Genomic DNA, 25,723 nt, shown 5'->3' on the forward strand with positions numbered 1-25,723 from the left:
AAACAATACCTAGGTAGAAATTTCGCAGCTGCGACAAAATGCCTCATTGAATGACCTAAACACATTGAAAATAAGGCCCTATTCCAAGATAATTGGCTGCGAAACTCAAAATTTCCATAAATAGCTTGTTGATGAGAGCCTGACATGAGCACAGCAACTGAACACCCCACCTACAATTATAAAGTGGTGCGCCAGTTCGCCATCATGACAGTAATTTGGGGTATCGTCGGTATGACCGTCGGTGTCCTAATTGCTGCACAGTTGGTTTGGCCAGCACTAAACTTTGATACAGCGTGGCTGACTTACGGTCGTCTACGTCCACTGCACACTAACGCAGTTATCTTTGCATTCGGCGGCTGTGCCCTGTTTGCAACGTCTTACTATGTAGTTCAACGCACCAGCCAACGCCGCCTGATCTCTGATGGCCTTGCAGCGTTTACATTCTGGGGCTGGCAAGCAGTTATCCTTGCAGCAGCAATTACTCTGCCGCTAGGTCTAACTTCTTCCAAAGAATATGCTGAGCTAGAATGGCCAATCGACCTGCTAATTACTATCGTGTGGGTTGCATACGCTATTGTATTCCTAGGTACTGTGAAGATGCGTAAGACATCTCACATCTACGTAGGTAACTGGTTCTACATGGCATTCATCATCACTGTAGCTGTTCTACACATCGTTAACAGCATGGCTATCCCTGTTTCTATGTGGAAGTCTTACTCCATCTACTCCGGTACTGTAGATGCGATGATCCAGTGGTGGTACGGTCATAACGCTGTAGGTTTCTTCCTAACAGCTGGCTTCCTAGGTATGATGTACTACTTCGTACCAAAACAAGCTGAACGTCCAATCTACTCTTACCGTCTATCTATCGTTCACTTCTGGGCGTTGATCGCGACATACATCTGGGCTGGTGGTCACCACCTTCACTACACAGCGCTTCCTGACTGGACTCAGTCTGTAGCGATGGTTATGTCTCTGATCCTTCTTGCTCCATCTTGGGGTGGTATGATCAACGGTATGATGACTCTATCTGGTGCTTGGCATAAGCTTCGCACGGATCCAGTTCTTCGTTTCCTTGTTGTATCTCTTTCCTTCTACGGTATGTCTACGTTCGAAGGTCCAATGATGTCTATTAAGACAGTAAACGCACTGTCTCACTACACTGACTGGACTGTTGGTCACGTACACGCTGGTGCGTTGGGTTGGGTTGCAATGATCTCTATCGGTGCGGTTTACCACATGATCCCTCGCCTATTCGGTAAAGCTCAGATGTACAGCGTTGGTCTTATCAACACTCACTTCTGGCTAGCTACAGTAGGTACGGTTCTATACATCTGCGCGATGTGGGTTAACGGTATCCTACAGGGTCTAATGTGGCGTGCAGTTAACGCTGACGGTACTTTGACTTACAGCTTCGTAGAAGCACTAGAAGCTTCTCACCCTGGTTACTTTGTTCGTTGGTTGGGCGGTATGTTCTTCCTGACTGGTATGATTCTGATGGCCTACAACACTTGGCAGACTGTTCGTAAAGGCAGCACTGCACCAGAAGCTCAAGCTTCTGCACAGGCAGCTTAAGGTCATAGGAGCAGATAGAAATGATCAAACACGAAACGATAGAAAAGAACATTGGCTTGATGATTCTGCTTATCATCATCGTAATTAGCGGTGGTGGCCTAGCAGAGATCGTTCCTCTGTTCTTCCAAACTTCTACTACTAAGCCAATTGAAGGCCTACGTACTTACACTCCGCTTGAGTTTGAAGGCCGTGACATCTACATCCGTGAAGGTTGTAACACTTGTCACAGTCAGATGATCCGTCCATTCCGTGCTGAAACTGAACGCTACGGTCACTTCTCAACTGCGAATGAGCACGTTTGGGAACACCCATTCCTATGGGGTTCTAAGCGTACAGGTCCAGACCTAGCTCGTGTAGGTGGTCGTTACTCTGATGATTGGCACCGCGCTCACTTGTACAACCCTCGTGACGTTGTACCTGAGTCTAAGATGCCTTCTTACCCATGGTTGTTTGAAAACAAACTAACCGGTGCAGACACTGCTAAGAAGCTTGAAGCACAACGCGCTGTTGGTGTTCCTTTCACTGACGAGCAGATCGCTAATGCCCAGAAAGAAGTTCAGGGCAAATACGAGATCGATGCTGTTGTAGCTTACCTACAAGCACTGGGTAAAATGCATTCTGAATACACTAACAAGCGGTAGTAACGCGTGAGTTACGAAGTTTATGGCCCTTATATACCGGTAATCATGCTGATTACGTTCTTGGCGCTATTTGTTTGGGTGCTTAACCCAAAGAATAAAGACAAGTACGACGATGCAGCCAACATGCCTCTGAACGAACCTGACGAGGCAGACGAGATGAAACCGGACGATACTGAGGCCAGTGACGGGAGAATTGAAAAATGAGTGCTTTTTGGAGCGCATGGGTAGCAGTGATTACCCTAGCTGTAATTCTTGGTTGTGCTTGGCTATTGATTGCTACTCGCAAAAGTCAGCCGCACCAAGATACAACTGAAGAAACATTAGGCCATGAATTTGATGGCATTGCTGAATACGATAACCCTCTGCCAAAATGGTGGTTCCAGATGTTTATGGGCACCGTTGTTTTCGGCATTGTTTATCTTATTCTTTACCCAGGTTTAGGTAGTTTCCCAGGTCTATTGAACTGGACTTCTACTGGCCAGTGGGAAGAAGAAATGGCTCACGCTGAAGAGACGTACAAGCCAATCTTCGCTAAATACGCAGCTATGTCTGCAGAAGAGCTACAGCACCCAGACAACGCGCTAGGCCTAAAAATGGGTCAGCGTATGTTTGCGAACAACTGTTCTCTATGTCACGGCACAGCAGCAACAGGTGCACACGGCTTCCCTAACCTAACGGACAACGATTGGTTGTACGGTGGTGACGAGAAGACTATCAAGACATCTATTGCTAACGGTCGTAACGGCGGCATGCCACCTTGGGGTGCTGTACTAGGCGAAGAAGGCGTACGTGACGTAACTAACTACGTACTATCTCTAAGCGGTGCAGAAGCTGATGCAGAAGGCGCAGCTCGCGGTAAAGGTCAATTCCAAGCACTATGTACTGCTTGTCACGGTACTGACGGTAAAGGTCTACCTATCCTAGGTGCACCTAACCTAACTGATGACATCTGGTTGTACGGTGGTAGCTTCGAAAAAGTGGCTCACTCTATCCGTGTTGGTCGTAATGGTGTAATGCCAGCTCATAAAGACCTACTAAGCGATGAGAAAATTCACCTGATCACTGCATATGTTTACAGCCTATCTAAAAAGTAATTAGGTAGTTGAACTAAAATAAAGGCGATATGATATAGATCATGTCGCCTTTTTTTTTGAGGATCTAATATAATATTCAACTTTACTAATACATGGTGAGCGTATTAGTTTTGCTGAGTTTAACTTTCACTGGTGAGTATGTGAGCAACAAGATGAATCAGATCCCGGTTCAAGATGTCACCCCCAAGAGCAAGAAAAAATCCCAAGATTACGACCTGTACGCTAAACGTGAGCATATCTACGTAAAGCACTATAAAGGTATTTTTAAGAAACTTCGTGAAGCCGCAAGCGTCATAATGCTAGCGATGTTTTTTGGCTTCTCTTGGATTACCTGGGATGGTAGGCAAGCTATTCTATTTGACCTTCCTAATCGACAATTCCATGTTTTCGGCAGCACCTTCTGGCCCCAAGACTTCATCTTATTGTCTTGGCTGCTAATCATCCTTGCCTTTGCCCTGTTCTTCTTTACTGTGTTTGCTGGTCGATTGTGGTGTGGCTATGCCTGCCCGCAATTTGTATGGACATGGATCTATATATGGATTGAAAAATTTGCCGAAGGTGACCGCAACCAACGGATGAAACTCGATAAATCAAAGGGCTGGAGTAAAGAAAAATTACTGAGAAAAAGCACAAAACATTTTCTTTGGATCTTTTTCTCTATTATCTCTGCGGTCGCTTTCGTTGGCTATTTCACCCCTATTCGCGAACTTATCCCAAGCATTCTTAACTTCGAGCTAGGCCCTTGGGAGATGTGGTGGCTAGGCTTCCTTGCTGTAGCAACTTATGGCAACGCTGGCTGGTTACGTGAGCAGGTATGTATCTATATGTGCCCTTACGCTCGTTTCCAATCAGTTATGTTCGACCAAGATACACTGATTATTTCTTACGATGAAAAACGCGGTGAAAGCCGAGGAAAACGCAAAAAAGGCTCCGACTACAAAGCCGAAGGCTTAGGCGACTGTATTGATTGTTATAACTGCGTTTATGTTTGCCCAGTAGGAATCGATATCCGTGACGGCCTGCAGTATGAATGTGTCGCTTGCGGTGCTTGTGTTGACGCCTGTGACGACATTATGGAACGTGTCGGTTACGAAAAAGGCCTTGTACGCTACACAACTGAACATCAGCTCGAAGGCAATAAAACGCATATTATGCGTCCTAAACTGATCGGTTACTTTGTTGTCCTATGTGCGATGTGCGTAGTATTTGCCTACACCGTCTACAGCCGCATCCCGCTCGAAGTTGATATATTACGAGACCGTGGACAGCTATATAACGAAGTCACTTCAGGAGTCATCGAGAACGTATATACACTGAAACTTGCTAATAAAGAGCAAGTCGATCATAGCTACACGATTTCAGTCACAGGTCTTGAAGGCCTGGAATATATTGGTAAGTCAGAAGTCACTATTAAAGCTGGTGAGCTGATCGATCTACCAATTAGATTGAACATTAAGAAAAAATACCTAAGCAAAGCCAATAACAATATAACCTTCAAAGTGATGGCAACGGACAATTCCGACATCGCTATAGAAGAGGAAAACCGCTTTATTGGCCCTGCACCTAAGCGCTAGGTCAAAAGAAGGGTCGATTAGAAGAAATTCTAGGCCCCTTCTTTTAGAAATAAGGTAGAATAGCTGTCGGTCTGAAACTGGGTGTTCCGGTTTTGGATACGACAGTTTTTTTTTGGGTATTGATACATGAGTGACAGCGACAACAACATCCCCGGCCCATGGTACAAACAACCTTGGCTTTGGTTTATTTTATCACCGATTATTGCCGTAGTTTTTTACGGAACTTTTTACCTTTACCTATCCATCGTTACACATGACGGTTTGGTAAAAGATGACTACTACAAAGTAGCCCGTGGCCATTTTGTAGATAAAAGTCAGTCTCAAGAAGCGATCGACCTTGGTGTTAGCGGTCAGTTAAATCTCGATAATACAACTGGCGACCTAATGCTGAAATTCAAAAGCAAAGGCGATTACCTTCCAGAGTTCCTTAACCTCAGTATCATTCACCCTACTCACCAGCAATACGATCAGAGTATTTTGCTTAAGCAAGTTCCTGGCACTGAAGCCTATACAGGCAGCTTAAAGAGTCTGCTTCAAGGTAAGCGTTATCTGATCCTGAAGGATGAAGCCCGCAACTGGAATCTACGTGCAGAGGCACATCCACCATACGATCAGAATACAATTGAGTTTAAACCTGCCCACGAACAATGAGCAGCAACCTTAACTCAGTAAAGTCTGCTGACTGTTACCACTGCGGCCTTACTATCCCTCCGGGTAGTAACTATAGCGCTGTAATTAACGGTGAAAGTAGAGATATGTGTTGTCCGGGCTGCCAAGCAGTCGCACAAACTATTGTAGATAGTGGCTTGGACAATTATTACAAACATCGTACTGAAGCAGCCTACTCCCCGGAGCTGAACACTAAAGACCTTCCGGAAACACTGCTTCTTGAGCTTGAGCTTTACGATGACGAAAATGTGCAAAGCAATTTCGTCAAAGTTAATGAAACCAGCTCCGAAGCCACACTGGTTATCGAAGGTATTACCTGTGCAGCTTGCGTATGGTTACTTGATCATCACATCAGTAATATCGAGGGCGTAAGTAAAGCAAAGGTCAACCTGACCAACCACCGTGCTCGTATTACTTGGGATAAATCCCAAGCTAAACTCAGCAAAATCATGGCTGAGATCTACCGAATTGGTTATCAAGCACACCCTTATCATCCGGATAAAGAAGAACAGCTTTTAGAGCAGGAACGTAAACGTGCGACTCGCCGTCTAGGTGTTGCCGGCATCGGCATGATGCAGACAATGATGTTTGCTATCGCGCTTTATGGCGGTGCTCTGCAAGGCATGGAAGACAAGTATGTCAGCTTTATCCGCTGGGCCAGCTTAGTGATTGCGACTCCAGTAATCCTTTACTCTGCGCGACCTTTCTTTATCGCTGCGCTAAGGGATCTTAAAACTCGACACTTAACCATGGACTTCCCTGTTTCCATCGCGATAGGGGGAGCTTATTTAGCCAGTGTTTGGGCTACCTTCACGAATAGTGGCGAGGTCTATTACGACTCCGTTACTATGTTTACTTTCTTCCTGTTAATTGGCCGCTACCTTGAAATGCAGGCCCGTCATAGAACAGGGAAAGCAGGTAACGCACTCCTAAACTTACTACCGGCTAGTGCTATCAAACTAGTCGATGGTGAAGAGCAATTAGTACCCGCACAAGAACTGAAGCTAGACGATATTGTTTTGGTCAAACCGGGTCATACGATTCCAGCTGATGGCATCATCATTGCCGGTAGCAGCTCGGTAGATGAAGCAGCGCTAACAGGTGAATACCTACCAATTCGTAAAGATATCGATGACAAGGTTGTTGGCGGCACGATTAACGTCGAAAATCCGATCACGATTAAAATCACTCAGGTGGGTGACGAGACCAAACTATCAGCCATTGTTCGCCTGCTCGATCGTGCTCAAGAAGATAAACCTAAAGTTGCTCAAATTGCCGATAAAGTTGCGAGCTACTTTGTAGCGGCGGTCTTAGTCACCGCAACCGTTGTAGCGACAGGTTGGTACTTCGTTGAGCCTGCTCATGCATTCTGGATCACCCTATCGGTATTGGTAGTTACTTGTCCTTGTGCGCTTTCATTGGCCACTCCGACAGCACTCACTGCTGCCACAGGCACACTGCGCCAAAACGGTTTATTAATCACCCGAGGCCATGTTCTTGAAAGCCTTTCGACGGCAACTCATGTTGTTTTCGATAAAACAGGCACGCTAACCGAGGGCAACCTCAGTCTTCAAGAAGTGGTTCCTCTAGCGGATCATGATCAAGACGCCTGTACCAAGTTTGCTGCTGCGCTTGAGAAGCACAGTGAACATCCAATTGCACAAGCGTTCCACGATCAACAAGGTGATCTAGTAGCAACCGAGATCAAAGCAACACTTGGTCAAGGCATCGAAGGAGTGATCGACAATCAAAGATACCGTATTGGTAAACCTGATTACGCGAGCGAGATCCTAACGCAAAGCCAACCATCGCTACCTGAAACAAGTGGGCAGTGGCTGCTACTGTGTAATGAGACTCAAGCGCTAGCATGGTTCCGCCTCAATGACCAGATTCGCCGTGAAGCGAAACAGACAATTGAGATCCTTCACTCGATAGGGCTTAACTGTCAGATGCTGACGGGCGATAACTCTTCAGCGGTAGCGGAAGTAGCCAGCCAACTAGGGATAGATACCGCTATCTCTGGCGTATCACCAGCAGAGAAGCTTGCTCATGTTAATAAGCTTCAAGAAGAAGGCGCTCATGTAATTATGGTGGGTGACGGTATCAACGACATCCCTGTACTTGCAGGCGCACAGACGTCTATAGCTATGGGCGGTGCTTCTGATCTTGCAAAAACTAATGCTGATGGCGTACTGATTAGCCACGATTTATTACGCCTAGCGGATGGTATTTTGCTCGCGAGAAAGACTCAACGAATCATTAAACAGAACTTAGCTTGGTCACTTTGCTATAACCTAAGCGCTTTACCATTGGCTGCCTTTGGCTTCATTGCTCCCTATATGGCAGCGATTGGTATGTCGGCAAGTTCATTGGTCGTAGTCGGTAATGCGATGCGCCTGAACAAATTAACCCGAGGTTCTGTACGTTCCCATGACAGAGATCAGGGTACTCAGTCGGCTAAGCCTGACGCGGTTATGCAAAATCAGGTAGAATAAGCACATTTGAAAAATAGGGTTATGTAGTTTCAATGGATATAATTTTCCTGCTGATCCCCATTGCCATCTTGTTAATCGGCTTTGCTATCTGGGCTTTCTTCTGGAACGTTAACAACGGCCAGTACGACGATCTAGACAGCCCTGCACATAGCATTCTCTATGATGATGACGAAGATCTGATTCCGGATGATGCAAAAGTAAAACCGACTGACAAAGGCAATGACTGAAGCACTCGTCATACCTACAGCATTCTTATTAGGTTTGCTTGGCGGTACGCATTGTCTGGGTATGTGCGGTGGCATAGCTGCCACCGTCTCCCTTAGCTCCCCTAAGGGAGGTCAAGGCTTCCTACTTTTACTCTGCTATAACTCTGGGCGTATTATTAGCTATGCAACTGCAGGCGCAATTTTAGGTAGCCTAAGTTGGTTGTTAACCGATCCTGTACTGCAACTCGTACTTCGCAGCTTTGCCGGATTGATGCTGATCTTCATGGGGCTATACATTGCCCAATGGTGGAAAGGTTTAACCCACTTAGAAAGAGCAGGCGGCGTTCTGTGGAAGCAGATAAGTCCCGTTGCGAGTAAGCTTCTCCCGGTTAGAAATATCGGACAAGCAATCATGCTTGGTGGCCTGTGGGGTTGGCTGCCATGCGGTTTGGTTTATAGCACTTTAATTTGGGCTTCAGCAGCATCCGACTGGCTGACCAGCGCACAATTGATGGCGGCCTTTGGCGTAGGCACTTTGCCAGCCATGCTGTTAACCGGTGTACTGGCCCAACAAGTTAAACAAATTCTTCAGAAACGCCTGACTCAACACATTTCGGGCGCAATCATTATTGGAATGGGCTTATACAGCATCCCATGGCTGGGAATATTCCAACAATAACTGAACACATTTTTCGCAAGAAACTGATTACAGAGGAACACAAACGTGGATAACAATCTGATTAAATGGGATCTGGACTTGATTAAACGATACGACCTATCGGGTCCTCGTTATACATCCTACCCTACTGCTGTTCAGTTTGACCCAGAGTTGTCTCCTAGTGATCTGGTAGCAACCGGACAAAACTCTGCGGACATCAACGATCCGCTTTCTCTGTATGTCCACATCCCATTTTGTGCGCATGTGTGCTACTACTGCGCATGTAATAAAGTGATCACGCGTAACCGCAAAAAAGCTCAGCCTTATCTGGACACACTTTATAAAGAGATGGCTCAGCTTTCCAAGTGGTACAGTAATGACCGCAAAGTAACCCAGCTACATTGGGGTGGCGGAACACCAACATTCATTAGCCATGAGCAGATGGTCGAGCTAATGGGTGAAATGCGTAAAAACTTTAACCTTCTTGATGACGATAGCGGTGATTACTCCATCGAAATCGACCCTCGTGAAGCGAGCCTTGAAACAATCAAAGTTCTGCGTGAGATCGGTTTTAACCGTATCAGTCTGGGCCTACAGGATATAGACCCTAAAGTTCAGGAAGCAGTAAACCGCGTTCAGTCAGTAGAGCAAACAGCTGCAATTCTGGAAGAAGCTCGGAGATTAGGTTTCCGCTCTCTAAATCTAGATTTGATCTACGGACTTCCTTACCAAACGTTCGAAGGTTTTAACGCAACCCTAGATACTGTTATCGAGATGAATCCTGATCGCCTGTCGGTATTTAACTACGCTCACCTTCCTGACCGTTTCCGTCCACAGCGTCACATTCAGGAAGAAACACTGCCAAGTCCAGAAACAAAACTTGCGATTCTAGAATCCACTATCAATAAGCTGCTAGATGCAGGTTATGTTTATATCGGTATGGATCACTTTGCTAAACCAGACGATGAGCTAGCCATTGCCCAACGTACCGGCAAATTACATCGTAATTTCCAAGGCTACACGACTCATTCAGAGTGTGACCTTGTCGCTATGGGTGTTTCATCGATTAGCCAAATTGGCTCTGTTTACTATCAAAATGAGCACGATATGCCTTATTACAGTGCTGCAGTAGACAATAACGCTCATGCAATTAAACGCGGTGTGAGCCTGACGCAAGATGACATCATTCGTCGCCATGTTATTACACAGCTTATCTGTCACTTTGAGCTAGACAAAACAGCGGTTGAATCTAAATTTGATATTACCTTCGATGAATACTTCGCCAACTCTATAGCTGAGCTAGAAGCATTCACCAAAGACGGCCTAATCAGTATGAATGAGAAAGAGATTGTGGTCTCTCCTGCAGGTCGTCTATTAATTCGTCGTATATGTATGGCATTTGACGCATATATACCAAAAGACCAGAGTTCACAGCGATTCTCGAAGATTATTTAACTTTCCGTATTTACGGAAATACTACATAATCAGTGGGTAGCCATTCGATATAACCACGACAGGACCGCACTATGAGTGATAACAAAGCAACTGATGGAAAACTACGTAGCCTACAGCAAGTAAGCTGCAACACTTGTAGTCTGAGTTCTTTGTGTCTACCCGTATCTCTGGATATGACAGAGATGGAACGCCTAGATAACATCATCGATAAAAGCCGCCCACTTAAGAAAGGTGAGCACCTTTTCCATCAAGGTGAAGAGTTTTCCAGCGTTTATGCTATTCGCGTCGGCACAGTTAAAACTTACACCATCACAAACGAGGGTGAAGAGCAGATTACAGGCTTCTATTTCCCAGGTGAACTTGTGGGAATGAGTGGTTTTGATAACAACGAATACCCTGTCTCCGCAAAGATCCTCGAGACTACAACGGTTTGTGAGATCCCTTTCGAGCGCTTAGACGAACTTTCCGGTCAGTTACCTGAGCTACGTCGCCAATTGTTGCGTACCATGAGTAAAGAGATCCGTGAAGAGCAACAGATGATGCTGCTTCTATCTAAGAAGAATGCAGAAGAGCGTGTAGCCACATTCCTTGTTAAATTATCGATGAGGTTTAAAGCACGTGGTTACTCGGAAACAAGTTTCCGTTTATCAATGTCTCGTAACGAAATCGGTAATTACCTGGGCCTTGCTGTTGAAACCGTAAGTCGTATTTTTACCCGTTTCCAGAAGTCAGAGCTTTTGCAAGTCGAAGGTAAAGAAGTTCATATTGAAGACCTCGATAAGCTATATGAACTCTCTGGAGAGTGCCCTGCAAAAGATACTGAGGAGCCTGATGTCACCGTTCAATGTGGCAAAGGCACTTGTGGTTAGTCCTTAAATATAAAAAAGCACCGATTGCTTTCGCAACCGGTGCTTATTTAGTCGCACAATTAAGTAGCCATCTCAATGTGTAACCCAACGCCTTTATTTAAGCTTTTACCACGCAATAAAACATTGAGCTGCATCAAAACCTGCTGTTTCTAAGGAGTTCTTCATGTCATATGACGAATGTTATGTGAAATCAGTTATTCGCACGATTCCTGACTGGCCAGAGCCAGGCGTGCAATTCCGAGATATCACACCACTATTTAAAGATCCTAAAGCGCTTCGCATGATCTCTGATGCATTTATCCAGCGCTATATTGATAGTGACATCACACATATTGCCAGTATCGATGCCCGCGGCTTCTTGATCAGCTCTATCATGTCTTACCACCTGAATATACCTTTGGTACTTGTTCGCAAGAAAGGCAAACTACCAGGTGAAACCATTCATCAGGAATATCAACTTGAATACGGCACTGCTGCTGTAGAGATGCAGACCGATGCAGTGAAGGAAGGTGATCGAGTTTTGGTATTTGATGACCTAATTGCAACAGGTGGCACTATCTTAGCAGCATGCAGCCTTATTAAAGAGCTTGGCGCAGATGTTTCTGAAGCAGCGGCATTGATCGACCTACCGGACTTACAAGGCTCTAGCAAAATTCAAGATGCGGGTGTACCTGTACACACGCTACTTGCTTACGCCGGTCTCTAATTAAAACCTGACGGCAGCCTGACATAGTCACTGCCGTCAGTTTTATCTCCCTCTTATTCCACAAACCACTTTTCACCTCTCTTTTATTTCAGCCAAATATAGATTTTCTCTTCCATCGAGTACAAATCTTGCCTACCATGCTCTGCCAATTTTTTCGTTTTCTGGAGCTGCTATGTGGTTTAAAAATGTAATTTTCTATCGCCTAACCGAAGCGTTTGAATACACTCAAGAGCAGCTACAAGAGAAACTAATCGAACACGCTTTTCACCCATGCAAAAGCCAAGAATTAAGCCGATATGGTTGGGTCTCACCTTGCCACTTATTAGATGATGTTCACGCTCATCAGATACACGGAATGTTTATGGTTGCAGCGCGTAAGGAAGAAAAGATCCTTCCAGGCGCAGTGATTAAAGAAGCCGTCGGTGAGAAGGTTTCTGTGATTGAGCATGAACAAGCGCGCAAAGTGTATAAAAAAGAGCGCGACCAACTTAAAGATGAAGTTATTCTTGATCTGTTGCCTCGTGCCTTTAGTAAATTCCAGCAGACCACCGCTCTAATCAACCCAGCTGCAGGTTGGATTGCGGTTGATGCCTCTAGCCACAAAAGAGCAGAAGAGCTACTAAGCCATCTTCGTGGCACCCTAGGTAGCCTGCCAATTACACTACCTGACGTTAACCAATCCCCCTCAGCAGTAATGTCTCATTGGTTGGAGCAGCACGACAGCATTCCGCAAGGTTTTGAAGTCCTAGATGAGTGCGAACTACGTGATAACGTCTTAGAAGGCGGCGTCATTCGAATCAAAGGCCAACAACTGGAAGATGAAGAGTTTGTTGCCCACCTAGAAGCAGGCAAACGCGTCGTAAAACTAGCCCTAGAATGGGATGAACAGCTCAAGATTACTCTGCAGGAGGATCTATCCATTAAACGCCTGAAACTGAGCGAACAGCTACAGGAGAAAATGGCAGACGAAGCAGCTGAAGACGAGATCGCTCAATTCGATGCCGATATGGTTCAAATGGGTCTAGAGTTCAGCAAGCTATTCCCTGCCCTAATTGAAGCCTTTGGCGGCGAAGCCCAACGTCCTTAATTATCTGCTAACTGTCCAAGCTTAATTTATAACTCGGCACGACAAGTGGTAAGGTTATAAATTAAGCTTTCATAGCCAATATGGGCAGACCAGATGGATTACGCACCGGAATACACAAAGCGCGAGAAGATAAAGCTCATTATCCTGTTTATGGGTTTAGGTGCAGTTCTCATAGCCGCTGGCAAATTTTGGCTATTCCCATCTATCACCCGCCTTGCAGAACAGCCTCACTGTTATAGCCTGTTTGGCCTAAACAGGGCTGATTATCTTTGGCACCTTTTACTGATTGGATTGCCTATTTCGATCTTCCTAATCCTAGCCATAACTATGCTCCCCATGGCGATCAAAGGGTTAATACAAGCGCAATTCCCACCTAAGGGCTACAAAGTATTTAAACCGACACCTATTCGCAAAGGGACAAGAGGGCAGTTCATGGCTGGCCTCTTGATGTTTGTCATTGCCTCTCCCCTGCTTATCGCAATATATGGAGCCAATCAGTTGGATAAAATGCCAGAAATAGAGATCCCTCAAGACTCCATAGAGCTTTGCTCCCATATCCATACGCAAAACCAAACCCCTACTAATCATTAAGCCCCTATAAATTTAGCGTTTATATAGTTCTAAATAAGGATATTTACCAACACTATAAACTTATTTAATAATCATTATCACTTGCATTATCAAAGTAAGGAATACATAACGATGAACATTAAAACTCTAAGTGCGGGCCTAGCCCTTGCAGTTTGCGCAAATTTTGCTAGCGCGGCTAATCATACAGTCATGATGAAAAACTCAGGTCCTGACGGCTCTATGGTTTTTGAGCCTGCCATTTTAAATGTAGAAGTAGGTGATACCGTTACATTCCAACCAACAGATCCAGGTCACAATTCTGAATCAATCAGCAACCTAATCCCTGCGGGTTCGACAGGCTGGAAAGGCAAAATGATGAAAGAAGTTTCTTTCACCGTCGATAAAGAAGGTGTGTACGTATACAAATGCCGTCCACACGCGATGATGGCAATGATGGGGGTAGTTGTAGCAGGTAAACCAACAAACCTAGAAGAGGTAAAAACCAACGCTGCTGAGCTAAGTGCTACTTTTGTGATGAATAAAGACCGCTTAACTAACTACCTAAACCAAATTAAATAAACGCCTTATGCTCAGATAGTAGGGAGATCCAATAAAACTCCCTACTATTCCAAATAATAATCCCCTACTGTAGTAAGCCCCAAGCTTGTCCAAGCTTGCATGCCACCTCGATAATAATTCAACTTATCCTCAGGGTAATCTAGCTCTAGCAACGCCCATATAAAGGTAGGGGTCTGCCCACACCAATAACCGTTACAAAACGCAGCAAGTGTTTTTGCCTGACTGAAATCCCAAACGCCATCTTTGTTGATTGCTCCCAACTCTTCCAACGCATCCGAAAGAGTTTCAGGATCTTTTAACAGCGTGTATGGAATATTGGTGCTGCCCGGTATCGTCAATCGGTAATGCCAGCCCTCAGTCCGAGTGTCAACAATTAAAATAGAGCTATCTGTTTGAGCTTGTTGTAGATACTCAATAAATTCTCTCTCGCCAATGGTCTCCACTTCATAAGGTTCGAATGGAAACATCGGCTGCGGTGTACCACGGGAAGTCGTGATATACAGCTCATGGATGGTATTATCAGGATCTTGATTACGCTTAATCTCAACAGACTCCTCTTCATGTTCAACCACAAAGGAGAAAAGTTCGGGTGTGATCATCACCCTATTACTCTGTTCAGCAGCGAGATACGGCGAAATCAATAAAATCGTCCACACCGTAATAGATCGCTTAAATCGACTAAGCATCGTAAAACCTCAATTCTTATAGATCAGATACAAAAAAGGAGCCTTAAGCTCCTTAGTAATATCAATTTATTGCTGAAATAAACAGCGTGCTATTTCATCTCCAACAACATATCGATCGAATACTTAGACGCATCTGCATCTAAGGACAGCTTCTCACACTCAACCAGAAACTTATTTTCACGTTCTTTACTATCGCTATAACCAAACTCATTACCGTCTAAGCTCTGTAGCTGTAGAGTAGCCTTGTGGTAGAAAGCTAGAACAATTGCTGCCGTTGAATCACCGTCTCTAAGGCGTTCTTCCCAACGATGACGGTGATTTTGAATCTTAAGCGCCTGTTTTTTTAGATTCCAACCGTAACGAAGCTCATCGAAATACGGTTTTTTAGCCACTTGGGTAAAGATAATAATGGAGATAGCTAAACCAATTAGCACCCCAGTTAGGTTCACCATCATATTCTCGCCTTCAGCATTACCATAGTAATGACGTAAAACGGCACTCAACCCTAAACCTATTACAGCAAAAATCAGACTAAAAACGATACCTACCTTGCGCTGCTTTTGCTTATAAACAACTTTATCAATTTCTCTAAGTTCCACGAATGTACCCTATAACACTAGTTAACCTGTAGATTACCTTACAGGCGTAATATGAACCGAATTAACTTGCAGTCAAAATCTGCCAGTGTAGACTTATCGCCTCGATTTTAAAGGCCCTTTCTACCACAATCTGATGTATTCCGTAAAAGAGATTTTCTATAGCTTGCAAGGTGAAGGTGCGCAAAGTGGACGCGCATCAATTTTTTGTCGTTTTTCTGGCTGTAATCTCTGGTCAGGGCGCGAGCAAGACCGTGAAAAAGCTATCTGCGATTTTTGCGATACTGACTTTATTGGTACCGATGGACAACACGGTGGAAAGTTCGCTACCGCAGCTGAACTGTGCCAATTTCTAAAAAGCTTCTGGCCAGATCAGAACAACGAGAAGCCGTACATCATCTTCACCGGTGGTGAACCTGCGCTGCAACTCGATCAAACCTTGGTGGATGAATGCCACGCGAACGGTTTTGAAGTTGCCATCGAAACCAATGGTACGAAGCCACTACCCGGTAATATCGATTGGATCTGTGTGAGCCCTAAAGCCGATGCCGAAGTAATTATCACCCAAGGTGATGAACTTAAATTGGTTTACCCGCAACCGTTAGCGCAACCGGACCGGTTCGAACAACTTAGTTTCGCGCACTTCTATCTACAGCCGATGGACGGCCCTGCACGTTCAATCTACACAAAAGAAGTGATCGACTATTGCTTAGCCCATCCCCAATGGAAGCTCAGCTTACAGAACCATAAAGTGCTAGGCATCGACTAAACCCTCTAGCACCGCCCTTTACACAGCTGGTCAGAGCTTACTTCTTAATGTTGGCCAACTCCATTCGATCCTATGCACTTCACTCCAAACTCAACACTTTAGATTAAGGTCTACATATTTTTATCAGCATAAAATAACGACTTTTAGTGTGGAAAAACCTGGCTCCCTTAAAATATAGGGCCTTACAAAGGCTACTCACATTAGCTGTGGATAACTTTGTGAATTAAGACTTTAAAACGTCATGAAACGCCCATAAATCAAGGCAATCCAATAAACTGATCATTTTTTAACCAGTGCATTTTTAATCTTTAAAATCAATATGTTACATAAGTCAACACAGGAATGTTAAATTTTATTATTGTTTTTTGCACCCATATAGTGCGGCTGTTTATCCCACAGTGAACAACATTTTCTGTAATAAAACAGAGCACCGGCTACAGCCTAGTAATAACGGTAATCATCAAGGAAAATTCAAACAAGACAATTGCACCAAATTTGGACTTAACAAGATCAATGGCAATGTAAAAAATATTGCCTGAACCAAATCAACTTGTTCAAGATTGAGCATATTTTTTAACCTCTAACCTGCTAGGCTTTACAAGGATGGTCTCAAGCGATTTACGATCAACGTTATGCAACGAACAGAACAGGAAATTAAAGCAGCAAACAAAGTGACCTGGGTCGGCGCTGCAGTGAACGCAGTACTAGGGTTGTTGAAGATTATTTTCGGGTTTCTTTTTCATTCAGCCGCCTTAGTCGCAGACGGTATCCACTCTCTATCTGACTTAATTACGGATGTTATGGTCGTGTTGATATTAAAAGTATCAGCTAAAGGACCTGATGAAGATCATCCATGGGGTCATGGGCACTTTGAAGCATTAGGTACCGTTATTCTTGGCAGTATCCTCATTGCTGTCGCAGGAGCAATGGCTTACGACAGTACATTAAATCTAATTCAAGCGTCTGAACTTCTACTACCCGAATGGCCAGTTCTAATAATCGCAGCACTATCCATAGCTGCTAAAGAGTGGATCTATCGTTATACACTGCAGATAGGCAAACAGATAGATTCTGCTCTCTTAATTGCTAATGCATGGCATAGCCGAACTGACGCATTGTCATCGGTAGTTGTTTTCATTGGTGTCGCTGGGGCCATGGCTGGATTTATCTGGTTAGATGCTATCGCAGCACTGATTGTCGCAATCATGGTAGCAAAGATCGGTTGGGATTTAAGTTGGAGCAACCTAAAGCAGTTATTAGGCACATCCATCCCTAAAGAAGATATCGATCGCTATAGAGAGCAAGTTCTATCGATAGAGGGAATTATCAACGTCCATAGCTTCAAGGCTCGCACTATAGGCAATAAGCACTTAATGGAACTTCATATCCAAGTTTCTCCGCATCTGAGCGCCTCTGAAGGACATTACATCGGCAACAAAGCATGTCAGTGTCTACAGGACAATGAGGAGATTGGGCATATCATCTTCCACATCGATACCTATGATGATGAAGACCTCGATATCACACCACCAGAAACGGAACTACCGTCAAGGCGTGACGTAACTCAATCTATCGATCAATTTTTTTCAGCTATATTCCCAGAAGCAGTGCCATATCAACTCTCTCTTTATTATTATGGCCGCCATATTGATATAGAAATATTATTAAGCCTTGAACAGCTCCAGCTTTTACGTCAAAACGGCCACGATGAAGTAACACTTATATCTGGACTTAAAGCAGAATTGAATCAAACCCCCACTCCATGGCTTGGAACTATTTACCTAGCAGGCGGCATTAAACAATGACAGAGTATTACCCTCAACAGCCTTACCTCAGTCATGAAATCGAGATTAAACACAGTCGCTTTATTACTCATGTCGCTCACACACCCAATTTAGAGAGCGCTCGAAACTTTATTGCCGAGATACAACAACAACACCCTAAAGCAAACCATAACTGCTGGGCATATATTGCTGGTACCCGTAGTTACCTTCAGTGCTGGAACAGCAGTGATGATGGCGAACCCAAAGGTACGGCTGGTAAACCTATGTTGAATGTTCTTGAACATAGCAACCTATGTGAAATCACCGTCGTAGTAACGCGATATTTTGGAGGGATTAAACTGGGTGCAGGTGGGCTTGTTAGAGCTTATAGCCAAGCCGTACAGGAAGCGCTTAAAGTATTACCGACAGAAGAACGCATCCCTCTATTTCCATTCGACCTATATCTTCCCCATAACCTTGTAGGTGATATTGAGCAATTATTAAATCAAGATCAGATCAATATTCTTGATCGCCAATGGAGTGAAGAGCTACATATTCAGGGAGAAGCAAGCGCTACGGCACTAAATCAGCTTAAACAACAGCTGACCTCGTTTAAACATCTAACTCGTTATAAAGACTCTGATACACGCTGGTAAATATATTTGTACAAGACACACCTTAATTTTCCTTTAATTTATCAATTAGATAAAAAGTAATTTTTTGCATTTTCAACTAAGATGCTTCCCGAAGAGATTTGTACAAATTTAAAAGTTAAAAATTCCCGAACACCTGATTACATGGGAACTCCCAACTAACTACCAACTTAAATAAATTAAAAATTACAGCAGAATTTCTTGAAGATTTATTGAGCTATGCCGATACTACTTTCAAAGAAATTAGGCATCAGTAAAGGATTTTTTCCTCCTCAGCGGTTCCCAAATTCAAACAGTTGTTTTACAGTTACTGAGTTGCCGATCAAGATATGAATTGTACTGATTATCATTTACAATTCTCGTGTAGTAGCGTTCGTTCAACCAAATAAAGCGATAGGGGAAGTATGAAGTTCGCTGAAAATAACAATCAAGCTGCCGAGTACCTTCGTCAGGCAGTGCCATTAATGGTTAAGCATAATATACCGCCTAACCCGCTTAATTATGCTCTATGGTATACGTACGTTAGTGATCGTGTACCAGAGTTAAATGTGCAACTTGATAAGACCCTAACGACATACGGAACCTGTCCTACCATGCTCAGTGAACAACTGTTCCGCGAGCATATGATCAAAGATGAGATTAATGGGGCCGATGACGTACAGGCCAGTCTAATCGGCCTCATTAATGACCTTCATGAACATGCAGGTAACGCAGCCGAGAAAACTGAGGATTTCAGTAATGTTCTTGAGGAGAGCTTAGAAGCACTTCACCAAAACGAAGACGGTGAATCTAGTCTGCCAATTGAATCAATCATTCATGCACTTTCAGACCACACCAAATCGGTCAGTGAAACTGCCCGCCTATTTCAAGAAAGAATGAATGAAGCTCAAGCGGAAATTCAATCTCTAAAAGAAGAACTTAACAAAACCCGTCAAGATGCTAGGGTCGATCCTCTAACCAATCTATTTAATCGTCGCGCTTTTGATGCTGAGATTAGTCAACTAGCCGGCGTTAATGATCCTAATTTAGTTACCTCGTTTGTTCTTGTCGATATAGATCACTTTAAGCGCTTTAACGACACTTATGGTCACCTTATGGGTGATAAAGTGTTGCAATATGTTGGTAAGCTATTAAAAGAGGTTTGCCCAGAGCCAATGTTGCCAGTTCGCTTTGGCGGCGAAGAATTTGCAGTTTTAATGCCGCAAATAGATAAAGAAGCGGCGGCTGAATTAGCTGAGCAGGTACGTCAAAAAATTCAAGCAATCCGAATCAAGCAAAAGAAGTCTGGTGATATTATCAGCTCTATCACTGCATCATTTGGCGTTTCACAATTTACTATTGGTGAAACCTCTGAGCAGTTAATTGAACGTACTGACAAAGCACTTTATCAAGCAAAAGATGGCGGCCGTAATCAGGTTGTTATCTCCTCGTAAGATTTGAATACACCTCATTCGCTGGAATAAAGGAAAGTAGGGGCTACGCTGTGGCTCCGAACTCCCCAGCCCATTTATTAACTGCTAATTCTTCTTTTTCCATTTCGATTCGCTAAGTTTTAGGCTTACCTCAAGTAATTCCCCCTCAAAAGTCAAAATCAATGAAAACGCAAAACTAATTCACTCTATTGCAAAACCATAAAAAGAATAATCAAAATCAAATATCTACCATACCTAAGCATATTTAGATTCCACAAAAATAAATTATTACAACTCAGCTGGTTTTATCTGTTTTAATTAGCCACCTTCGCTTTATCTCAGCCCCGCAGTTGTATAGCATATTCCACATATTCCTAAGCTTGGTTAGTCTTGGATACACCTTAATGAAGTCTAAGATTTTATTTTTCTTATCTTGTTTTTACTTCACCTCAGTTCAAGCAGAAGACAGAATTCACATATTTGCAGCCACCTCTTTAACAGCACCGCTAGAAGAACTGTCCGCCAAGTTCAGAGATAAACACCAGCACTCCCCCTCTCTGACCTTTGCCTCTTCCTCGGTACTGGCTCGACAAATCACCCAAGGCGCCCCAGCTCATCTCTATATTGCAGCGAATCAGCGCTGGATGGATTATGTTGAACAACAAGGATCTCTTAGGCCAAACACACGGCGAGCTCTAATCAGCAATCGGCTGGTTATCGTTGGTAACAAAGATCATATAATTGCTCCGTTCAAATTTTCCGAAGCAATCAAAATTGATCAAGTAATTAATCAACGCTCTCGCATTGCAATTGGCGACACCAATCACGTTCCTGTTGGCATCTATGCGAAGGAGGCTTTGCAATCTGCCAACCTATGGCATGAGTGGAAAAGCTATTTTGCTCCAACCAACAGCGCACGATCGGCATTGGCCCTAACTGAGCGAGGCGAAACCCCAATGGGTATCCACTACAAAACCGATATTCTAGACAAGCCTCAGCTCAACATACTCAGTGAGGTCCCAGAATCAATGCACAGCCCAATCATCTATGAGGTTGCTAAAATTGAGGGTAAAGAAAATGCTAGTACCTCATTATTTTATGAATTTCTATTTAGCGAAGAGGCAAGCAACGTTTTTAAACGCTATGGTTTCAAAACGTTGCAAGAAAAGTAATCCATGTTCATAACAGAATACGAGTGGGCCGCACTATTATTGAGTTTAAAAGTATCACTCACATCCGTTCTGTTTAGCCTACCTGTCGCCATTGGCGTAGCTTGGATACTCGCGCGAAAAACATTTCCGGGTAAGACCTTATTAGATGGCATTGTTCATCTGCCTTTAGTCCTCCCACCTGTTGTCATTGGTTATCTGTTATTGATTGGTTTTGGACGCCAAGGCTGGCTCGGTAAGCCACTTTATGAACTTACAGGACTTAGTTTTAGCTTTAGTTGGCAAGGTGCAGCACTAGCCGCAGCAGTGGTAGCATTCCCGCTAATGGTGAGAGCTATTAGGCAAGGTTTCGAAGCGGTTAACCCAAAACTTGAGTATGCTGCCAGAACCTTAGGCTCTTCACCGACAAAAGTGTTTTTTACCATCACCCTGCCCTTAACACTGCCCGGCATATTAACTGGGATAATTTTGGGCTTTGCACGATCCTTAGGTGAGTTCGGTGCCACCATTACTTTTGTATCCAATATCCCTGAGATCACGCGTACGATCCCGCTCGCAATGTACTCCTTTATTGAAACGCCAGGTGCGGAAGTCCAAGCGGCTCGATTATGCGCCATAGCTATATTCATTGCTCTCGCTTCCCTCTTAGCTTCTGAATGGCTAACACGAAAAGCCAAGCAGAAACTTGGAGGTACACATGCTTAAAGTTGCGCTAGACACCCAATTGGGTGATCTCAAAATGGAATGTGACTTTGAACTACCCCACAGTGGTGTCACAGTGATCTTTGGGCGTTCGGGTGCAGGTAAAACGAGTCTGATCAATTATATTTCAGGTTTAATAAAGCCTCATAAAGGCCGCATTTCATTAAATGGCCGGGACCTAACCAATACCGAAACTAAACGCTTCTTACCACCAGAAAAACGTAGTATCGGCTATGTGTTCCAAGAAGCACTGCTCTTTCCACACTACAGCGTTCAGGGAAATCTCCTTTACGGTTCAGATTACACACCGGAAGATGAAAAATTCCAAAGTGTTGTAGAAATGTTAGATATTCAAGCATTGCTACAACGTTTGCCTAACACCCTGTCTGGCGGTGAGAAACAGCGAGTGGCAATTGGGCGAGCACTACTTTCTGACCCTGGTTTGTTATTAATGGATGAACCTTTAGCCTCACTGGATCTTCCTCGAAAAAAAGAGCTATTACCCTATCTAGCGAAGCTAGCAAAAGAGGTGGAGTTACCCATTTTGTATGTAACTCATAGCCTTGAAGAGATCCTTCAACTAGCGGACTATCTCGTTTTATTGGATCAAGGAAAGATTCTCCAATTCGGTAACGTCGAAGAGGTTTGGTCATCCGAACAGATGCGCCCCTGGCTATCTGGTGACTCAAGAAGCTCACTGTTCAATGCTAAGCTTGATCATCATCACCCCAAATACCCGATGTCCTGCCTAAATATATCCCATAGTACTCAATTATGGATGAGAGCTTTAGATATCAACCCAGGACAAGCTTTGCGAGTCAGGATTAAAGCTAACGATGTCTCTTTAACAAAAGCGCAGCCTCAGCAAACGAGTATTCGTAATATATTACCCGCCACAATCATGCAGATAGATGAAGAATCATCTCATCAAATTGAGGTAGTTTTGAATATTGGGGGTTGTAAGCTGTGGTCACATATAACGTGTTGGGCTTTAACGGAACTTAATCTCCAAGTGGGGGACAAAGTGTATGCTCAAATCAAAGGTATTAGTGTAACCCAAGAAGATTGGTCTGGACTGTGATAGATTAATTTTTAACGAACACTCAATATTGCGAACTAATGTTAATTTTATTGTCTTCTTAATTTCGTGTTTAATGGACTAATGACTACAACAAAGCGCACCATAATTCACTACTTGATCGCAATGACGCTGCTCTCTATCTACGGCGTTCAAGTTTGTCCATTCTTAGATTCTCTTACCACTGCGCAGTTGCTATTACCCATCTTAGTCACCTTTATTATTCAAGGCAGCCTTAGGTACCTGCTTGAAGGTCAAATTCAAAAACAACCGCTTAAAACCAAGGTAAGCTTCCAGTTCAAAGTCGACCTCGGTTTATTTATCGGCTGCTCTATACTACTGGGCCTATTCAATACACTGATATATGAGTTCCCATTAGAAAGCGCAGGTAAAGTGCTAGTCGGCATGGGTGTGCTTGGTTATCTGATCTCTTGTGATCTCGCCCTATTCAAAGAGCACCAACTCGCCCAATGTTTACAAGCTCAAAAAGAACATTTGGAGCCAGACAGTTCTCCTTATCCGCTCACTAAAAAATTCACTTGGTTTGCAACGATCTGCGCTATCTCAGTAATCGGTGTTGTGTTCTTAGTAATCAATAAAGATTTGGAGTGGCTGATCCACACGGGCGACAGCATTCCACTAGAAACCTCACAACGCTACATTTTGACTGAGATCGTCTTTGTCGTAGGTGTCATGATGGCCTACATCTTAACTATCATTATGGGCTATGCACGTAATCTTAAATTCTTTATTCAAGCCGAAAACAGCACCCTCGAACAGGTCTCCCTTGGCGAGCTAAATACAGAAGTACCGGTCACTACCAATGACGAATTTGGTTTGATGGCACAGCACACCAATCAGATGATCAGTTCACTGGCGCAACGTACAAGAGAGCTAAACATTACCCGTGATGCAAGTATCTTAGGTTTAGCTAGCTTGGCAGAAACCCGTGACAACGAAACAGGTGGGCATATTCTACGTACGCAAAACTATGTGCGCGCCTTGGCAATTAAATTACGCCAAAATCCTAAGCACGCTGATTACCTGACATCAGAGACTATCGAGCTACTTTATAAATCAGCTCCACTTCACGATGTCGGCAAAGTCGGTATTCCAGATAGCATACTGTTAAAACCCGGTAAGCTGACAGATGAAGAGTTCGACATTATGAAGCAGCACCCGCAGATTGGTGCTGATGCTTTAGAAGTCGCCGAGCACCAACTGGGTAGTAACTCATTCTTAAGAATTGCCCGAGAAATCAGCTTAACCCATCACGAAAAATGGGATGGTAGAGGCTACCCTAACGGCCTACAAGGCGAAGAGATTCCGCTTTCAGGTCGCCTAATGGCCGTTGCAGATGTGTATGATGCCCTTATTTCTAAACGCGTATACAAGCCTGCATTCAGTCACGAAAAGGCTAGAGATATTATCGTTGACGGTAAAGGCAATCACTTTGATCCAGAAGTGGTCGACGCCTTCTTAGAATTGGAAGATGAATTTAAAGAGATTGCCGCTCAATACAGCGATGAAAATACCATTGCAGCATAAGCTTTAAGTAAGCTTATGCGTGCAACGAAAACTGCTTATGCTGTTGATCCCATAACCAAAGGTTATCATCTGTAATCTCGACCCCTCCACGCCAAAGTGTATAGTGATTTCCTTCCTGCCAGTGACGCATCCCTTGAAGTGCCTCAGCACCTGCTGCAGTTAGGGAATAAACCTCTGGCTCACCTTCAGTCACACTCACGTAGGGTTGATCAGCTTCTATCAAGCGATTCAACTCATGTTTGACCGACAGGTCTCCCATAAAGGGATCCACTTCTAATCGCTGTAGATGATGGAAAATTCGCTGAAAAGTCGCCGGTCCAGACAGTATTTCGTAATAACGACTTTGCGCTGTCACACCTTTTGGCAGTCTGTCATGCTGTTCCAGCAAAGCTAGATGTACTTCCAATGCAGGGAGCTCATCAGGCGCTTTTAAAAGCGTAAGAAGTAGATAGGTCTGAGTTAAAGTTAAACCCGTTTCTAAAGCCGGAAACTCGCAGCAAAAGCGTCTTAACGCCTTTTGCATATAAGGCCACCCCTCAATGGGCTCTGCTGCGTACTCAGCTAAGCGGTCAGGACTAGCTGCTGTTAGAGCAGTCCAGATTTCAGTGGCTAACTTAAGTTGTTCAGCAGTGAGAGGTTGTCGCTCTGGATACATATCAACCAACATATCCGAGGTTAGATTACCGAAGCCATGAAAGAAAGGAACTGCAGGATGATCATCAATACAGATGATAGACAGCTTCGGTAATTGATCTAACTGTGAATAGAGATGCTGACAAACATCTAACAACTGCAGCTGATCATACAAATCATGTTCAAACCAGAGAACGATCTCATCAAATTCTGCGGCACGTGCTAGAACTTGATCACGCTCGGTAAAATCCTTGGCGACTAGCGTTTTAGGATCATCAATATCTAGATCACTTCTCTCTAATAGATCTGTCAGAAAGTTGAGCCGCGTCTCGCGATTTAACGCTGGTTCGCTTAAAACGGGGCCATCATGTAACAGATCCCGCCAACATAGTACTTCGCCATCAATGCCTTCTGCTTCCTGCAGCATATCCCCGGCGCAATCGCCATTTGTGATATGTAACTTCACTCTCTACTCCTTGAATGATTAATCAGAACTCCTCGAGCTGATTTACAGCATAAGCGATTTTTGCCTTTAA

At 44.0% G+C, this 25,723-nt stretch carries 26 protein-coding genes; 23 read left to right on the forward strand and 3 right to left on the reverse strand.

Annotation, left to right across the window (positions count from 1 at the left end; translation table 11 throughout):
* Positions 1 to 144 precede the first annotated feature (144 nt).
* The 15 genes from ccoN (at position 145) to ACMXYR_RS10600 (ending at position 14,178) form a co-directional block, all read left to right on the forward strand.
* The gene (gene ccoN / locus ACMXYR_RS10530) at positions 145 to 1,575 is read left to right on the forward strand and encodes a cytochrome-c oxidase, cbb3-type subunit I (RefSeq protein ID WP_415884066.1); all 1,431 of its coding nucleotides are present in this window, start codon (positions 145 to 147) and stop codon (positions 1,573 to 1,575) included.
* A gap of 23 nt (positions 1,576 to 1,598) precedes the next feature.
* A complete protein-coding gene (gene ccoO, locus ACMXYR_RS10535) occupies positions 1,599 to 2,216 on the forward strand; it encodes a cytochrome-c oxidase, cbb3-type subunit II (protein WP_415884648.1) in 618 nt (205 codons plus the stop codon).
* Positions 2,217 to 2,222: 6 nt separating this feature from the next.
* Positions 2,223 to 2,420, forward strand: coding sequence for a cbb3-type cytochrome oxidase subunit 3 (locus ACMXYR_RS10540; RefSeq protein ID WP_415896480.1), 198 nt, complete (start codon positions 2,223 to 2,225; stop codon positions 2,418 to 2,420).
* Entirely contained in the window at positions 2,417 to 3,310 is an 894-nt protein-coding gene (gene ccoP / locus ACMXYR_RS10545; RefSeq protein ID WP_415884064.1) for a cytochrome-c oxidase, cbb3-type subunit III, read from the forward strand. The genes ACMXYR_RS10540 and ccoP overlap by 4 nt, the downstream gene beginning before the upstream one ends.
* A 152-nt stretch (positions 3,311 to 3,462) precedes the next feature.
* The gene (gene ccoG, locus ACMXYR_RS10550; RefSeq protein ID WP_415903644.1) at positions 3,463 to 4,884 is read left to right on the forward strand and encodes a cytochrome c oxidase accessory protein CcoG; all 1,422 of its coding nucleotides are present in this window, start codon (positions 3,463 to 3,465) and stop codon (positions 4,882 to 4,884) included.
* A 126-nt stretch (positions 4,885 to 5,010) separates the two neighbouring features.
* Positions 5,011 to 5,535 carry a FixH family protein gene (locus tag ACMXYR_RS10555; protein WP_415884063.1) on the forward strand — a complete coding sequence of 175 codons (525 nt, stop codon included), beginning with the start codon at positions 5,011 to 5,013 and terminating at the stop codon, positions 5,533 to 5,535.
* Positions 5,532 to 8,048 carry a heavy metal translocating P-type ATPase gene (locus tag ACMXYR_RS10560; protein WP_415901523.1) on the forward strand — a complete coding sequence of 839 codons (2,517 nt, stop codon included), beginning with the start codon at positions 5,532 to 5,534 and terminating at the stop codon, positions 8,046 to 8,048. Before ACMXYR_RS10555 ends, ACMXYR_RS10560 begins: the two co-directional genes overlap by 4 nt.
* Before the next feature lie 32 nt (positions 8,049 to 8,080).
* Positions 8,081 to 8,275 (forward strand): cbb3-type cytochrome oxidase assembly protein CcoS, encoded by a 195-nt coding sequence (gene ccoS / locus ACMXYR_RS10565; protein WP_415884061.1) that lies wholly within the window; start codon positions 8,081 to 8,083, stop codon positions 8,273 to 8,275.
* On the forward strand, positions 8,268 to 8,933 hold the full coding sequence (locus tag ACMXYR_RS10570; RefSeq protein WP_415901524.1) for a sulfite exporter TauE/SafE family protein: 666 nt from the start codon (positions 8,268 to 8,270) through the stop codon (positions 8,931 to 8,933). Before ccoS ends, ACMXYR_RS10570 begins: the two co-directional genes overlap by 8 nt.
* A 45-nt stretch (positions 8,934 to 8,978) precedes the next feature.
* On the forward strand, positions 8,979 to 10,367 hold the full coding sequence (gene hemN / locus ACMXYR_RS10575; protein WP_415901525.1) for an oxygen-independent coproporphyrinogen III oxidase: 1,389 nt from the start codon (positions 8,979 to 8,981) through the stop codon (positions 10,365 to 10,367).
* 71 nt (positions 10,368 to 10,438) lie between these two features.
* On the forward strand, positions 10,439 to 11,236 hold the full coding sequence (fnr, locus tag ACMXYR_RS10580) for a fumarate/nitrate reduction transcriptional regulator Fnr (RefSeq protein WP_415901526.1): 798 nt from the start codon (positions 10,439 to 10,441) through the stop codon (positions 11,234 to 11,236).
* 163 nt (positions 11,237 to 11,399) lie between these two features.
* On the forward strand, positions 11,400 to 11,942 hold the full coding sequence (locus ACMXYR_RS10585) for an adenine phosphoribosyltransferase (RefSeq protein ID WP_415901527.1): 543 nt from the start codon (positions 11,400 to 11,402) through the stop codon (positions 11,940 to 11,942).
* Positions 11,943 to 12,114: 172 nt separating this feature from the next.
* The gene (gene rdgC, locus ACMXYR_RS10590; protein WP_415901528.1) at positions 12,115 to 13,029 is read left to right on the forward strand and encodes a recombination-associated protein RdgC; all 915 of its coding nucleotides are present in this window, start codon (positions 12,115 to 12,117) and stop codon (positions 13,027 to 13,029) included.
* A 93-nt stretch (positions 13,030 to 13,122) separates the two neighbouring features.
* Positions 13,123 to 13,620 (forward strand): hypothetical protein, encoded by a 498-nt coding sequence (locus ACMXYR_RS10595; RefSeq protein ID WP_415901529.1) that lies wholly within the window; start codon positions 13,123 to 13,125, stop codon positions 13,618 to 13,620.
* Positions 13,621 to 13,731: 111 nt separating this feature from the next.
* Complete coding sequence (locus ACMXYR_RS10600; RefSeq protein ID WP_415901530.1) at positions 13,732 to 14,178, forward strand: pseudoazurin; 447 nt, start codon at positions 13,732 to 13,734, stop codon at positions 14,176 to 14,178.
* Positions 14,179 to 14,222: 44 nt separating this feature from the next.
* Here ACMXYR_RS10600 and ACMXYR_RS10605 read toward each other — a convergent pair whose 3' ends face one another.
* Both ACMXYR_RS10605 and ACMXYR_RS10610 read right to left on the reverse strand, forming a co-directional pair.
* Positions 14,223 to 14,864 (reverse strand): rhodanese-like domain-containing protein, encoded by a 642-nt coding sequence (locus ACMXYR_RS10605; RefSeq protein WP_415901531.1) that lies wholly within the window; start codon positions 14,862 to 14,864, stop codon positions 14,223 to 14,225.
* Between the two features lie 89 nt (positions 14,865 to 14,953).
* Positions 14,954 to 15,463, reverse strand: coding sequence for a DUF3087 family protein (locus ACMXYR_RS10610; protein ID WP_415901532.1), 510 nt, complete (start codon positions 15,461 to 15,463; stop codon positions 14,954 to 14,956).
* A 133-nt stretch (positions 15,464 to 15,596) separates the two neighbouring features.
* Between ACMXYR_RS10610 and queE the strand changes: the two genes are divergently transcribed.
* The 8 genes from queE (at position 15,597) to ACMXYR_RS10650 (ending at position 24,554) form a co-directional block, all read left to right on the forward strand.
* Complete coding sequence (gene queE / locus ACMXYR_RS10615) at positions 15,597 to 16,229, forward strand: 7-carboxy-7-deazaguanine synthase (protein ID WP_415901533.1); 633 nt, start codon at positions 15,597 to 15,599, stop codon at positions 16,227 to 16,229.
* A 632-nt stretch (positions 16,230 to 16,861) separates the two neighbouring features.
* Positions 16,862 to 18,034: a cation diffusion facilitator family transporter gene (locus ACMXYR_RS10620; RefSeq protein ID WP_415901534.1), complete on the forward strand. Its 1,173-nt coding sequence runs from the start codon at positions 16,862 to 16,864 to the stop codon at positions 18,032 to 18,034.
* The gene (locus ACMXYR_RS10625) at positions 18,031 to 18,648 is read left to right on the forward strand and encodes a YigZ family protein (protein ID WP_415901535.1); all 618 of its coding nucleotides are present in this window, start codon (positions 18,031 to 18,033) and stop codon (positions 18,646 to 18,648) included. The genes ACMXYR_RS10620 and ACMXYR_RS10625 overlap by 4 nt, the downstream gene beginning before the upstream one ends.
* A 401-nt stretch (positions 18,649 to 19,049) precedes the next feature.
* Positions 19,050 to 20,078 (forward strand): GGDEF domain-containing protein, encoded by a 1,029-nt coding sequence (locus tag ACMXYR_RS10630; RefSeq protein ID WP_415901536.1) that lies wholly within the window; start codon positions 19,050 to 19,052, stop codon positions 20,076 to 20,078.
* 383 nt (positions 20,079 to 20,461) lie between these two features.
* A complete protein-coding gene (modA, locus tag ACMXYR_RS10635) occupies positions 20,462 to 21,229 on the forward strand; it encodes a molybdate ABC transporter substrate-binding protein (protein WP_415901537.1) in 768 nt (255 codons plus the stop codon).
* Positions 21,230 to 21,232: 3 nt separating this feature from the next.
* Positions 21,233 to 21,931: a molybdate ABC transporter permease subunit gene (modB, locus tag ACMXYR_RS10640; protein WP_415887625.1), complete on the forward strand. Its 699-nt coding sequence runs from the start codon at positions 21,233 to 21,235 to the stop codon at positions 21,929 to 21,931.
* The gene (modC, locus tag ACMXYR_RS10645) at positions 21,924 to 23,009 is read left to right on the forward strand and encodes a molybdenum ABC transporter ATP-binding protein ModC (protein WP_415901538.1); all 1,086 of its coding nucleotides are present in this window, start codon (positions 21,924 to 21,926) and stop codon (positions 23,007 to 23,009) included. The genes modB and modC overlap by 8 nt, the downstream gene beginning before the upstream one ends.
* Positions 23,010 to 23,090: 81 nt before the next feature.
* On the forward strand, positions 23,091 to 24,554 hold the full coding sequence (locus ACMXYR_RS10650) for an HD domain-containing phosphohydrolase (protein ID WP_415901539.1): 1,464 nt from the start codon (positions 23,091 to 23,093) through the stop codon (positions 24,552 to 24,554).
* A gap of 13 nt (positions 24,555 to 24,567) precedes the next feature.
* Here the strand turns inward: ACMXYR_RS10650 and ACMXYR_RS10655 are convergent, their stop codons facing one another.
* Entirely contained in the window at positions 24,568 to 25,653 is a 1,086-nt protein-coding gene (locus ACMXYR_RS10655; RefSeq protein ID WP_415901540.1) for a DUF1835 domain-containing protein, read from the reverse strand.
* Positions 25,654 to 25,723 lie beyond the last annotated feature (70 nt).

This window comes from Neptuniibacter sp. QD29_5 (genome assembly GCF_047778125.1).
Lineage (GTDB): Bacteria > Pseudomonadota > Gammaproteobacteria > Pseudomonadales > Balneatricaceae > Neptuniibacter.

Excerpts from the sequence above, each read along its gene's own strand:
- rdgC (WP_415901528.1), top strand. The coding sequence starts at position 12,115 with ATGTGGTTTAAAAATGTAATTTTCTATCGCCTAACCGAAGCGTTTGAA.
- ACMXYR_RS10570 (WP_415901524.1), top strand. The coding sequence starts at position 8,268 with ATGACTGAAGCACTCGTCATACCTACAGCATTCTTATTAGGTTTGCTT.
- ccoG (WP_415903644.1), top strand. The coding sequence starts at position 3,463 with ATGAATCAGATCCCGGTTCAAGATGTCACCCCCAAGAGCAAGAAAAAA.
- fnr (WP_415901526.1), top strand. The coding sequence starts at position 10,439 with ATGAGTGATAACAAAGCAACTGATGGAAAACTACGTAGCCTACAGCAA.
- ACMXYR_RS10560 (WP_415901523.1), top strand. The coding sequence starts at position 5,532 with ATGAGCAGCAACCTTAACTCAGTAAAGTCTGCTGACTGTTACCACTGC.
- ACMXYR_RS10650 (WP_415901539.1), top strand. The coding sequence starts at position 23,091 with ATGACTACAACAAAGCGCACCATAATTCACTACTTGATCGCAATGACG.
- ACMXYR_RS10625 (WP_415901535.1), top strand. The coding sequence starts at position 18,031 with ATGACAGAGTATTACCCTCAACAGCCTTACCTCAGTCATGAAATCGAG.
- ACMXYR_RS10555 (WP_415884063.1), top strand. The coding sequence starts at position 5,011 with ATGAGTGACAGCGACAACAACATCCCCGGCCCATGGTACAAACAACCT.
- ACMXYR_RS10585 (WP_415901527.1), top strand. The coding sequence starts at position 11,400 with ATGTCATATGACGAATGTTATGTGAAATCAGTTATTCGCACGATTCCT.
- modC (WP_415901538.1), top strand. The coding sequence starts at position 21,924 with ATGCTTAAAGTTGCGCTAGACACCCAATTGGGTGATCTCAAAATGGAA.
- ACMXYR_RS10630 (WP_415901536.1), top strand. The coding sequence starts at position 19,050 with ATGAAGTTCGCTGAAAATAACAATCAAGCTGCCGAGTACCTTCGTCAG.
- ccoN (WP_415884066.1), top strand. The coding sequence starts at position 145 with ATGAGCACAGCAACTGAACACCCCACCTACAATTATAAAGTGGTGCGC.
- ACMXYR_RS10595 (WP_415901529.1), top strand. The coding sequence starts at position 13,123 with ATGGATTACGCACCGGAATACACAAAGCGCGAGAAGATAAAGCTCATT.
- ACMXYR_RS10600 (WP_415901530.1), top strand. The coding sequence starts at position 13,732 with ATGAACATTAAAACTCTAAGTGCGGGCCTAGCCCTTGCAGTTTGCGCA.
- ccoP (WP_415884064.1), top strand. The coding sequence starts at position 2,417 with ATGAGTGCTTTTTGGAGCGCATGGGTAGCAGTGATTACCCTAGCTGTA.
- modA (WP_415901537.1), top strand. The coding sequence starts at position 20,462 with ATGAAGTCTAAGATTTTATTTTTCTTATCTTGTTTTTACTTCACCTCA.
- ccoS (WP_415884061.1), top strand. The coding sequence starts at position 8,081 with ATGGATATAATTTTCCTGCTGATCCCCATTGCCATCTTGTTAATCGGC.
- queE (WP_415901533.1), top strand. The coding sequence starts at position 15,597 with ATGTATTCCGTAAAAGAGATTTTCTATAGCTTGCAAGGTGAAGGTGCG.
- ACMXYR_RS10605 (WP_415901531.1), bottom strand. The coding sequence starts at position 14,864 with ATGCTTAGTCGATTTAAGCGATCTATTACGGTGTGGACGATTTTATTG.
- modB (WP_415887625.1), top strand. The coding sequence starts at position 21,233 with ATGTTCATAACAGAATACGAGTGGGCCGCACTATTATTGAGTTTAAAA.
- ACMXYR_RS10620 (WP_415901534.1), top strand. The coding sequence starts at position 16,862 with ATGCAACGAACAGAACAGGAAATTAAAGCAGCAAACAAAGTGACCTGG.